Origin of the sequence: Flavobacterium flavipigmentatum (genome assembly GCF_020911905.1) — a bacterium.
GTDB classification, from domain to species: Bacteria; Bacteroidota; Bacteroidia; order Flavobacteriales; family Flavobacteriaceae; genus Flavobacterium; species Flavobacterium flavipigmentatum.
This window is the reverse complement of sequence record NZ_CP087133.1, coordinates 670,505-682,123: the sequence shown is the minus strand read 5'-3', so window position 1 is coordinate 682,123 and position 11,619 is coordinate 670,505. Positions and strand designations below refer to the sequence as shown.

The following is an 11,619-nucleotide window of genomic DNA, read 5'->3' as shown; positions in this document are numbered from 1 at the left end:
AAATGAAAAAGTATATTTTGATTGCCGCCCTTATGTTTTCAGTATTGTGTATGAATGTTGCAGCACAAACAAAATCGTATCCGTTTGAAGTTCTTAAAACCGGAAAAGGAAAACAAGCCATTTTATTTATTCCCGGATTTGCTTCTTCAGCTGATGTCTGGAACGAAATCAAAGCCAATTTTGAGAAAGATTTTACCTGTTATGCCCTTACAATGGCGGGTTTTGCAGGTGTAAAACCACAGCCGAATGTTACTTTCGAACATTGGGAAACAGAAATTGCCAACTATGTTAAAAACAATAAAATAGAAAAACCAATCTTGATCGGTCACAGTATGGGTGGCGTATTAGCACTTGCAATTGCTGCTGATTATCCGGAACTAATTGGTAAAATTGTCGTAGTAGATGCACTGCCAAGTTTGTCGGCCTTGATGAATCCTTCTTTTCAATCAAAAGAAAATAACGACTGTTCGCCGATGGTAAATCAAATCACGGCAATGACTGACAGCCAGTTTTATGATATGCAAAAAATGAGTATTCCGAGATTAGTTGAAAATGCTTCAAAAAAGGATTTGATCATCGAATGGAGTGTAAAATCAGACAGAAAAACGTTTGCCGAAATGTATTGCGATTTTTCGAATACCGATTTGAGAGAAAAAATAGCCACTATAAAATGCCCGACTTTAATCTTATTGGAAGCCTATTTCGTAAATTTAAAACCTGCTATCGAAGCGCAATATAAAAACCTAAAAACGGCGAATCTTCAATATGCCAATAAAGGGTTGCATTTTATTATGTACGATGACCCAACATGGTATTTGGAACAATTAAACAATTTTATAAAATAAGAATAATGGAATTTGAAAATATCTATAAAACCTATTGGGATAGAATATTCAGACTCTGCATGGGTTTTGTTAACGATTATGATGTTGCGCAGGATTTGGCTCAGGAGACTTTTATAATTGTTTGGCAAAAATTAGACACTTTTAGAAACGAGTCGAGTATTGGAACCTGGATTTTTAGAATTGCTTCTAATAATTGTTTGCGACAAATAGAAAAAGAAAAACGCTTCCCGAAATCTGAGTTGTCGATGAATATAATGGAAGAAAAGCAACAATCATTCGAACCGCAAATTCAGTTTTTGTACCAATGCATTGCAGAGTTACCGGAAACAGATCGTATCATAATTTCGCTGGAACTGGAAGATGTAAAGCAGGCAGAAATTGCAAAAATCGTTGGGCTTTCAGAAGCCAATACACGAGTAAAAATTCATAGAATAAAGGAAAAATTGACTCAAAAATTTAAAGAAAATGGACAATAATATAGATTTTAAAGATTTATGGAAAAAACAAAAAGTAAATCAACCCAATATAGAAGAATTGCTTTTGAAAATAAGACAATTTAAGAAAGCGGGCTTGAAATCGTTTTGGATTACCAATGTGTTGCTTATCGCCACAAGTGTGTTTATTGGTCTGGTTTGGTATTATTACCAGCCGCAGTTTATTTCGACCAAAATAGGAATTGTAGTCACAATATTATCGATGATTATTTATTTGTCTGTTTATAGTAAATTGTTAAGCTCTTTTAAAACGATCGATAGTGACAAAAGCAATCAGGAGTATTTACTGAAATTGATCGAAATAAAAAAGAAACAACACTTTTTGCAATCTACGATGATGAATTTGTATTTTATAATGTTAACGATTGGGATTGGCTTGTATATGTACGAATACGCGGTGCGAATGACAGCTTTCTGGGCGATTTTTACCTATGGAATTACATTGCTTTGGTTTGCTTTCAATTGGTTTTACATTCGTCCAAAACAAATTAAAAAGCAAGAACAAAAAATAGATGGATTGATCGCTAAATTTGAAGCTGTAAATGAGCAATTAGCGTCAAATTAATAATTATTTTTTTGATGTGAATTATATTAATTTTCATTATTTCCATTCGTAAAAGTTCATGAAATTCTAGGCGAAATATAAATATTCAGGTAAAAGTTTGTTTTTTTTAGAAAAGGCCAATCATAATTAAAATCTAAAATTAGATGTCATTTTGGCATTTTACAAAAATGGTTCGTAAATTGTTGATCATTATAGAGACGGTTAAAAAAATAAACTTTAAAAAGATATAAAAATGGGAAGTGGATATTTAATTCTGGCCGGGCTGATCATGTTGGTGAGCTGGATGGTAAGTTCAAAACTAAAAAGCAAATTCGAATTGTACTCGAAATTGCATTTGCAAAATAATATGAGTGGTGCCGAAATCGCCGAGAAAATGTTGGCGGATAACGGTATTACCGATGTGCGCGTGATTTCTACTCCGGGACAGCTTACGGATCATTACAATCCGACAGATAAAACGGTAAATTTAAGCGAGGCAGTTTACAACCATCGCAGTGCGGCAGCAGCAGCAGTTGCGGCTCACGAATGCGGACACGCCGTGCAACACTCAATAGGTTATGAATGGCTTACAATGCGTTCGAAACTGGTGCCGATCGTAAGTGTGGCTTCTACCTATATGCAATGGATTTTGCTTGCAGGAATCTTGATGATTAGAACTTTTCCTCAATTATTATTAATAGGAATCATTATTTTTGCTGCAACGACTTTGTTTTCTATCATTACACTGCCTGTAGAATATGATGCCAGTAATCGTGCTTTAGCATGGCTAGAAAACAAACACATGCTGACTCAAGAAGAACAGTCGGGTGCGAAAGATGCTTTAAAATGGGCTGCCAGAACCTATGTGGTGGCTGCAATTGGTTCTATCGCAACGTTGTTGTACTATATCTCGATTTACTCGGGCAGCAGCAGGAGGGATTAATTTTTTAATTAGTCAATGAGATAATTTATTCGAAACCCGACAGGTATTTAATGCTTGTCGGGTTTTGTATTTAGTTTCAAGTTATCACATTTATCATCAAATTATCACATTATCTAATTTATAATTGAATCTGCCTGTCAATTTGTTGATCCAGTGAAATAAACGTCTCGGTTCTGGAAACACCTTCTATGGCTTGTATTTTGGTGTTTAAAAGTTGCATTAGATGTTCGTTGTCACGGCAGATTATTTTTATCAAAACCGACCAGTTTCCTGTGGTGTAATGGCATTCTAAAACTTCGGGAATTTTTTTCAGATCTTTTACGGCTTCCGAATTTCGAGAAGCTTTGTCCAGATAAACGCCAACAAATGCCATGGTGTTGTAACCGAGTACTTTTGGATTTATGATAAATTTTGAACCCGAAATTACGCCCGTGGTTTCCAGTTTTTTTAAGCGCTGATGTATCGCAGCCCCCGAAATGCCTATTTTGTTGGCAATCTGCAAAATTGGTTTTCTGGCATCTTCCATGAGATAACGGAGAATTTCTTTGTCGATACCGTCAATTTCAATTAAAAGAGAATTGATTTTCATAGCTTTCGATTTAAAACTAATTTTAGTGAATTAGTTTAAATTAGAAATCAAATATAATCAAAATGATTTAAAAAAAAGAATTCCAAATCCCAACGTTATGAATTGGAATTTGGAATTTTTTAAATTGTTTTTTTTCTAAAGAATTATTTTCCTTTGTTGGCTTCGCTAATGTATTTCTCCAAAGCCATCGTCATAGACGGGGTTTCAGGAGTTGGAGCAAGAATGTCAATTCTCAGACCATAATCAAGAGCTTCTTTTTGAGTTGTGCTTCCAAATACTGCAATTCTAGTATCATTTTGTTTAAAATCTGGAAAGTTTTTAAACAATGATTTAATTCCGGTTGGACTAAAAAATGCTAAAACATCATAGTAAACATCGGCCAAATCAGACAAATCGCTCATTACTGTTTTGTAAAATACAGCTTGTGTCCAGTCTACTTTTAAATTATTTAAAGTGATAGGTGCATCAGCATTTAATTGATCAGAAGCTGGTAAAAGGAATTTTTCGTCTTTGTATTTTTTTATAAGTGGCGATAAATCTGCAAAATCTTTTGCGCCCACATATATTTTACGTTTTCTGTACACTACATATTTTTGCAGGTAAAAAGCAACTGCTTCAGACTGACAAAAATATTTCAATCCTTCAGGGACTTTGTATCGCATTTCTTCTGCTACTCTAAAAAAATGATCAACAGCATTTCGGCTCGTCAAAATAATAGCAGTGTAATGATTAAGATCGATTTTTTGCAGTCGAATCTCTTTAGCGTTAACCCCTTCCACGTGAATAAAAGATCTGAAATCAATTTTTATTTTGTGTTTTTGTTGGAGCTCAAAGTAAGGGGAATTTTCCACTTTAGGTTCAGGCTGTGACACCAAAATTGTTTTCACTTTCATGTTATAAATATTTTCTAAGCACCCACTTTTGTAATCCAATAATACATGAAATAATAAGGTGCTATTTCAAGTGCGCAAAGATACAAAATAAAATAAAATAACTTACTGAATATTGCATTTTGATAGGTTTTTATTGAAATAAAGTAAGAGTAAAGACTTAGACATAGCGAAACCCCTATTATTACTAGCGGGACGCTTTTTGGGATGTTGTCATAATAGAACAAAATAGCATTAATAGGGAGTATTAAAATGCCAATATACGTTCTGTATGTTACTTTTTGGAGGTTGAAAAGTTCTACAAATTCATCAATATTGAAAGAATTTGCTACTATTTTTTCTATTAAATATTTGGCAAGTATAAAATAGAGCAACACGTTTGCGATCTGAATGAATAAAACCCAATCTGTTTTTGACGCATTATTAAATTCAAAAATGCTCATCGTTAGCTGAATAAAAAACGCATACGAAATAATTTGCACCATAAATAAACCAATCGTAAAACTGCTTTTTAAGTGGCTGGTGTCACGATAAATTTTTGAATATTTATCTGAAAAAATAAGTTTGCTAAACTCGCTAAACCTGCTCTCGTAAGAAGATTTAGTAATCGCCACAAGGGCAAAGGCCACCACAAACAAAATTGTCGCCCAGTCTTTGTTTTCTAGTAATCTAGGATGAAGTTGTTCAATCATAACGATACAAAATTAGTAATTTTTTGTTTGAATATTTTTATTATAAATTTATTATGAATCAAATGGCATAAAAAGTTTACTTTTGCGTTGAAATTACTCAGAAAAATGAATGATTCTATTGTTATAATTCCCACTTACAACGAAATCGAAAATATTGAAAGCATTGTTAGAGCAGTACTTTCACAACATAAACCTTTTCATCTTTTGATAATTGATGATAATTCTCCAGATTTTACTGCCAATAAAGTAGTCGCATTAATGGAAGAATTTCCGAATAGGTTATTTTTAGAAAAAAGAGCCAAAAAATCAGGTCTTGGAACTGCTTACGTACATGGTTTTAAATGGGCTTTGGACCGCAATTATGATTTTATATTTGAGATGGATGCCGATTTTTCGCACAATCCAAATGACTTAGAAAAATTATATGATGCTTGTCATTTTGGCGGGGCAGATATGTCTATAGGTTCACGTTATGTAAAGGGTGTAAATGTGGTAAACTGGCCTTTGAGCCGTGTTTTGATGTCTTATTTTGCTTCGGTTTATGTAAAATTTATAACCGGAATGAAAATTCACGATGCCACAGCCGGTTTTGTATGTTACAGAAGAGAAGTTCTCGAAAAAATAAATCTGAACAAAATAAAATTTGTGGGCTATGCGTTTCAGATTGAGATGAAATACAGAACGTATTGTGCTAAATTTGAGATTAGCGAGGTTCCGATCATTTTTACCGACAGAACCAAAGGAGTTTCAAAAATGAGCAATGCCATTATCAAAGAAGCGATTTTAGGTGTAATTGCACTTCGATTAAAAAAATTATTCAATACATTATAAACTCAAATCGATGAATAGGATTTTAATTAAAAATGCTAAGATTGTCAACGAAGGCTCCATTTTCGAAGGCGATGTGTTGATAGAAAACGACTTAATTGTTGAGGTTGCAGACAGTATCAGCCTTAAAACCTCTGATTGTATCGTAATTGATGCCGAAGGAAATTATTTGATGCCCGGTGCGATTGACGATCAGGTGCATTTTAGAGAGCCCGGACTAACGCACAAAGGTGATATCGAGTCAGAATCGAGAGCAGCTGTAGCGGGCGGAATCACTTCGTTTATTGAGCAACCTAACACGGTTCCTAATGCTATAACTCAGGAGATTCTTGAAGAAAAATACCAAATTGCTGCGGTTAAGTCATTTGCGAATTATTCGTTTATGATGGGCGCTACAAACGATAATTTAGAAGAAGTTCTTAAAACCAATCCGAGAAATGTTGCTGGAGTCAAGATTTTCTTGGGTTCTTCTACCGGAAATATGCTGGTAGATAACGAAGCGACTTTAGAAAAAATATTTTCGAGCACGCCACTGCTAATTGCGGTGCATTGCGAAGACGAAACCACCATTCAAAATAATCTTTTGCGATACAAAGAGCAATATGGTGACGATGTTCCGGTAACGGCGCATCATTTAATCAGAAGTACAGAGGCATGTTATATTTCGTCTTCTAAGGCTGTAGCTTTAGCTAAAAAAACCGGTGCACGTTTGCATATTTTTCATCTTTCGACAGCAAAAGAAATGGAGTTGTTTACGAACAAAATTCCATTAGAAGATAAAAAAATTACGGCTGAGGTTTGTATACATCATCTTTGGTTTACGGATGAAGATTACAAAACAAAAGGCAATTTTATAAAATGGAATCCCGCTGTAAAAACAGCTGAAGACAGAAAAGAACTCTGGAAAGCGCTTAACGATGGCCGCATTGATGTAATTGCAACCGATCATGCTCCGCATACCAAAGAAGAAAAAAAACAACCGTACTTAAAAGCTCCTTCGGGTGGCCCATTAGTGCAACATGCTGTCGTGGCAATGTTTGAAGCGCACCATCAGGGTAAAATTTCGATTGAGAAAATCGTGGAAAAAATGTGCCACAATCCGGCTAAAATTTTCAAAATTGAAAAAAGAGGTTTTATAAAAGAAGGTTATTTTGCTGATTTGGTCATAGTTAATCCAAGTTTGCCGTGGAGTGTAAATCCAGATAATATTCTATCTAAATGTGGCTGGTCTCCGTTTGAAGGTTTTGCTTTTAAATCAAGAATTACGCATACTTTCGTAAATGGCGAATTGGTGTATACTAATTCTAAAGTTAAAGATATTCGCGCCGGGAAAAGACTATTGTTTGACAGATAAAAAAGTACAATGAAGAAATTAGTTTTGATATTCTTGGTTTTGTTTCTCGCTGTAAGTTGTAAAAAAGAACTTGTCAAGGAACCAAAAGGGCTTTTAGATAGAGAAAAAATGGTCAATATCATGTATGATTTGTCGGTTCTGGAGGCTGTGAGATATCAAAATCCTTTGTCTGTGGATTCTATGGATACCAATCCGACAAAATTTATTTTAAGAAAATACAAAGTAGATAGTGTGCAATTTTCGCAAAGCAATAAATATTATGCGGCCAATTATGAGACGTATAAAGATATGTTTGATGAAATAAATGCCCGACTTGAAAAGCAGAAAAAAGTGCTCGATTCTTTGGTAAAAATTGAAGACAAAAAAGCAGCAAAAAAGAGTAAAACTAAGATAGATGATAAAGAAGGCGGCAAAAAAACGCAAGATTTAAAAAACGCTGACGCATCAAAGGAAAAAATGGAGTTACGATAATCGTTTATGATTTCGAGAAACTTTTTATGTAGTTATGTACATCATTAAAAACCGTTCCCAGAGCGGTTTTTATTTTTTCATTAGAATACTGATTTCTCGAATAAGAAGCTTTTGCAGTTGCTCTAGTAATACTTCTTTTTTGAAAAAATAGTGTAGAAAACAAACTATCTCCGATCCAGAGAAAATTCATAAAAAAAGGTTTTGCATGTATTGTTGGTCTTTTTACCTGCAGTGCGTCGGCTATGGTATTAAGGATGTCTCTAAAAACAATATTGTCTGCAATAAGAGTAAAACGCTCGTTTTTGATATCGCTTTTCATGAGGTCATAAGTAATGTTTACCACATCAGATATGGTAATAAAACCCGTACTTCCCAGCGTGTAAAAAGAAAGACCTTTAGCTACTTTTTGATATATTTCTGCGCTTCCTTGTGTAAAGATTTCGACCTTTGTCAAAGGACCTAAAATTACACCTGGGTTAACAATGATACTATCCAATCCTTCCTGAACACCGCGCCAAACTTCCATTTCGGCACCATATTTTGATATTGCGTAATCGCTATGCGGTTTTTCGGGATTCCAGTCTGTTTCTTCTGTAATGTGACTTTCATGCGCAGCTAAATCACCCAAAGCAGCAATAGAACTTACAAAGCAGAATTTTTTTATTTTTCTGTCCAGCGAGAAATTGACCATATTGGCTGTTCCTTCGATGTTGGTTTTTCTAATGATAGCTTCGTTTTTAGGTTCAAACGAAATCAAAGCAGCACAGTGATATACATATTTGATGTCTGTAAAAGCGATTTCGAGAGAGGGAACGTCCAGGATGTCGGCTTCAAGCCAATCAATTTGAGCGAACAAATCAACTTTTTGATACAGTTCAAAAACCGACTTTGTTTTTTGAATACTGGCTTCATTTCGGTAAATAGCCCGAACCTTTTCTCCATTTTCAATCAAATGAAGCAATAAATGTGCACCGACCAAACCTGTTCCTCCTGTTACTAATACCATGTTGTAAAGATACTGTTTTTGAAATATTTGTTTATAATTGAACTTTACAATTGTGTAATTTAAATAATAATTGAGAAAAATAATGCAAGGAATACAAATCGGTAGAATTTGTATTCCTTGCATTAAAATATTTTTTTTGAATTATATCTTTTTATAAAAGCGTGTAAGATAACATTAAATCTATAGTGTTGTAATCCGTGTAAAAAGCATTGTAGTATCTTAATAGATTGCGATTGGCATTAACTCTTATTTCTGCGTTAATTTTACTTTTGAAATCATAACCAATGCCGTAAAGAATATTTCCGCCTGATTTTCCATCAATGTTAATTGGTTTACTTTTTAAAGAAAATTTTCCATTAATGTTAAGAGCATAACCGGCATTTATAAATATTTTCGAGTTATTATTTAGAAAAAAATAATGACGTAATCCAATCGGTAGCTGTAAACCTGAATATTTTACTTCTGAGGGGTATTGAAATACGACCCCGTTATTAATACCTGTAACGACCCCATATTCCTGAGTATCTTCGTATTTTTGGTATACCAAATTGATAAAGAGACTCCATTTGTTTTTATTAAAGGGCAGTATGTATTCTCCTTCAAGACCAATTTTTAAACCAATTTTATTGTCATATTCGGCATCTTTAAACCCGTAAGATCCACCTGCTCCATTTACAGTTAAAGAGGAAGAACTTGCTCCTGCTGTTACTTTTAACAAATAAATGCTTTTTTTTGAAGTTAAAGTTTTTTCGATTGTTTTAGCATCGACATTGTTATATTTAAGGAAATATTTTACTAATTGATCTGTTTTGTAATTCAATTTTTTTATTTCACCCAAATTAGTGTTTTCATTACTAATATTGTTGTATAATTGTTGCTTATAATAATTGTTTTCTTCTATAGACTTGGCATCTGTTTCATTATTAGTGAAAAGATATTCTTTGTAAACAAGCTGCTCTATTGGCGTATTGGTTGTTTCGTAAAAAAACCTCGAAATGTCCTTATTTGTATAATAATATAAACTTGCTTTTCCTTGAACTAATACTTTTAAGAACGCTACTTCATCTCTCCAGATAGGATTTTTTATTGATGAAAGATTTTCTAATTTATTACTTGATATGTCGACTTTTATATTTGCTCTCTTGTAAGTTGCGCCATTTTCGATTCCGAATTCTTTTACATTTGCGATTGTTTGTATTTTGATGTTGCCGTCGTTAGCATCAACTTTATAACTAAAATCGACTGGATTATTATACCAATCTATGTTTTTTATAAAACATTCAGTTTTGATTTCATCATTAGAAATAAAATAGCCCTTCTCAAAAGATATTTGAGCGTTTGCAAAGGCATAACAGAGTAAAAAAATAAATAGTAAATTTCTTTTCATATTAAAGGTTTTAGTTGTAGCGAAACTACAAAAAAACATAGGTACTTTTTTTACGTTTTACGTATTTTTCACTAAGTTTTTATAACAATTCTGATGATGGTTGTTTGCTGATTGGAATATTTATAAAAACATACTGATTTGAAAGAATGAATTCTATTTTGGAAAAGTAATTAGTACTGAAACACTAGTGGAATTAATTATATTTGCACAAAATATTTGAAAAAAATGAAGAATCTAGTTGAAGAATTAAAGTGGCGTGGTTTATATCATGACAGCATGCCGGGAACAGAAGAACAATTGCTAAAAGAAGTAACTACGGCGTATATTGGTTTTGATCCAACGGCAGATTCGCTACATATTGGTAGTATGGTTCAGATTATTTTATTGGTTCACTTAAATAGAACGGGTCATAAAGCGATTGCTTTGGTGGGTGGCGCAACGGGTATGATTGGCGACCCTTCTGGAAAATCTGACGAAAGAAACTTGCTAAACGAAGAAACCCTGGCCAAAAATGTTGCTGGAATCAAAAGTGTTTTGTCGCGTTTTTTAGATTTTAATTCAAAGGAAGAAAACGCTCCAATCATGGTGAATAACTACGACTGGATGAAGGAATTCTCTTTTATAGATTTTGCTCGTGAGGTAGGAAAACGCATCACGGTAAATTATATGATGGCGAAGGATTCTGTTAAGAAAAGATTGAGTGGTGAAGGCGAAGGAATGTCTTTTACTGAGTTTACCTATCAATTGATTCAAGGATACGATTTTTATCATTTATACAAAAATAATAATTGCCTTTTGCAAATGGGAGGTTCTGATCAGTGGGGAAATATCACAACCGGAACCGAATTGGTGCGCAGAATGGGAGGAGAAGGCGCTAAAGCTTTTGCTTTGACAACTCCATTGATCACAAAAGCAGATGGTTCTAAATTCGGCAAATCTGAAGGTGGAAATGTTTGGTTGGATGCCGATAAGACATCAGTATATAAATTCTACCAATTTTGGGTAAATACCACAGATGCAGATGCCGAAAAATACATCAAAATCTTTACTTTTTTAGATAAAGAAACTATTGATGCTTTAATAGCAGAGCACCAAACAGCACCGCATTTGAGAATTTTGCAAAAGAAATTAGCAGAAGAAATTACGATTTTTGTTCATTCTGAAGAAGAGTTGGAGAAAGCAATTCAGGCTTCGAATATTTTGTTTGGAAATTCAACATCGGAAGATTTGAAAAAATTAGACGAAACTACTTTCTTGGAAGTTTTTGACGGTGTTCCTCAAGCGGAAATCTCAAAAGAAGATTTAGAAAACGGAATGGATATTATTACTGTTTTGAATGAAAAAACAGGATTCTTTAAATCGAATGGAGAAGCAAGACGCGCCTTAACAGCAAATTCAATCTCGGTAAATAGAGAAAAAATCAAAGAAGATTTTCTGTTAACAACAAATGATTTGATCAACAATCAGTTTGTTTTATTGCAAAGCGGAAAGAAAAATTATTTTGTATTGAGGATTGTTTAACTGTGTAATCGTTTAATTTGTTTACCTGGTTAATCCTTCTAAACATTCGATTAAA

Annotated in this window: 13 protein-coding genes; 8 read left to right on the top strand and 5 right to left on the bottom strand. The window is 33.7% G+C overall.

Going from position 1 to position 11,619, the window contains the following annotated elements:
• Positions 1 to 2 precede the first annotated feature (2 nt).
• From LNP22_RS03310 to LNP22_RS03295, 4 genes are all read left to right on the top strand, one after another.
• Positions 3 to 845, top strand: coding sequence for an alpha/beta fold hydrolase (locus LNP22_RS03310; RefSeq protein WP_229975323.1), 843 nt, complete (start codon positions 3 to 5; stop codon positions 843 to 845).
• A 5-nt stretch (positions 846 to 850) separates the two neighbouring features.
• Positions 851 to 1,321, top strand: coding sequence for an RNA polymerase sigma factor (locus tag LNP22_RS03305; RefSeq protein WP_210666114.1), 471 nt, complete (start codon positions 851 to 853; stop codon positions 1,319 to 1,321).
• Positions 1,311 to 1,904 (top strand): hypothetical protein, encoded by a 594-nt coding sequence (locus LNP22_RS03300; protein WP_229975322.1) that lies wholly within the window; start codon positions 1,311 to 1,313, stop codon positions 1,902 to 1,904. Before LNP22_RS03305 ends, LNP22_RS03300 begins: the two co-directional genes overlap by 11 nt.
• A gap of 232 nt (positions 1,905 to 2,136) precedes the next feature.
• The gene (locus LNP22_RS03295) at positions 2,137 to 2,826 is read left to right on the top strand and encodes a zinc metallopeptidase (protein ID WP_210666112.1); all 690 of its coding nucleotides are present in this window, start codon (positions 2,137 to 2,139) and stop codon (positions 2,824 to 2,826) included.
• Positions 2,827 to 2,944: 118 nt separating this feature from the next.
• On the opposite strand, the gene LNP22_RS03290 is transcribed toward LNP22_RS03295, so the two are convergent.
• The 3 genes from LNP22_RS03290 to LNP22_RS03280 form a co-directional block, all read right to left on the bottom strand.
• The gene (locus tag LNP22_RS03290; protein WP_210666111.1) at positions 2,945 to 3,415 is read right to left on the bottom strand and encodes an Lrp/AsnC family transcriptional regulator; all 471 of its coding nucleotides are present in this window, start codon (positions 3,413 to 3,415) and stop codon (positions 2,945 to 2,947) included.
• 143 nt (positions 3,416 to 3,558) lie between these two features.
• On the bottom strand, positions 3,559 to 4,308 hold the full coding sequence (locus tag LNP22_RS03285) for a uroporphyrinogen-III synthase (protein WP_210666110.1): 750 nt from the start codon (positions 4,306 to 4,308) through the stop codon (positions 3,559 to 3,561).
• Between the two features lie 14 nt (positions 4,309 to 4,322).
• Complete coding sequence (locus LNP22_RS03280) at positions 4,323 to 4,997, bottom strand: DUF4271 domain-containing protein (RefSeq protein ID WP_229975321.1); 675 nt, start codon at positions 4,995 to 4,997, stop codon at positions 4,323 to 4,325.
• 105 nt (positions 4,998 to 5,102) lie between these two features.
• On the opposite strand from LNP22_RS03280, the gene LNP22_RS03275 reads away from it, so the two are divergent.
• From LNP22_RS03275 to LNP22_RS03265, 3 genes are read left to right on the top strand one after another with little or no spacing between them, the layout of a single operon-like run.
• Positions 5,103 to 5,828, top strand: a complete 726-nt coding sequence (locus LNP22_RS03275) for a polyprenol monophosphomannose synthase (RefSeq protein WP_229975320.1) — start codon at positions 5,103 to 5,105, stop codon at positions 5,826 to 5,828.
• Positions 5,829 to 5,838: 10 nt separating this feature from the next.
• Positions 5,839 to 7,179, top strand: a complete 1,341-nt coding sequence (locus tag LNP22_RS03270) for a dihydroorotase (protein ID WP_229975319.1) — start codon at positions 5,839 to 5,841, stop codon at positions 7,177 to 7,179.
• Positions 7,180 to 7,188: 9 nt separating this feature from the next.
• Entirely contained in the window at positions 7,189 to 7,650 is a 462-nt protein-coding gene (locus LNP22_RS03265; RefSeq protein WP_229975318.1) for a DUF4296 domain-containing protein, read from the top strand.
• A gap of 4 nt (positions 7,651 to 7,654) precedes the next feature.
• Here the strand turns inward: LNP22_RS03265 and LNP22_RS03260 are convergent, their stop codons facing one another.
• Together LNP22_RS03260 and LNP22_RS03255 are read right to left on the bottom strand one after the other, a co-directional pair.
• Positions 7,655 to 8,656, bottom strand: coding sequence for an NAD-dependent epimerase/dehydratase family protein (locus LNP22_RS03260; RefSeq protein ID WP_229975317.1), 1,002 nt, complete (start codon positions 8,654 to 8,656; stop codon positions 7,655 to 7,657).
• 151 nt (positions 8,657 to 8,807) lie between these two features.
• The gene (locus LNP22_RS03255; RefSeq protein WP_229975316.1) at positions 8,808 to 10,043 is read right to left on the bottom strand and encodes a PorT family protein; all 1,236 of its coding nucleotides are present in this window, start codon (positions 10,041 to 10,043) and stop codon (positions 8,808 to 8,810) included.
• Between the two features lie 225 nt (positions 10,044 to 10,268).
• Here LNP22_RS03255 and tyrS point away from each other — a divergent pair, with 225 nt between their 5' ends.
• Positions 10,269 to 11,564, top strand: a complete 1,296-nt coding sequence (gene tyrS / locus LNP22_RS03250; protein ID WP_229975315.1) for a tyrosine--tRNA ligase — start codon at positions 10,269 to 10,271, stop codon at positions 11,562 to 11,564.
• The last annotated feature ends 55 nt before the right edge of the window (positions 11,565 to 11,619 follow it).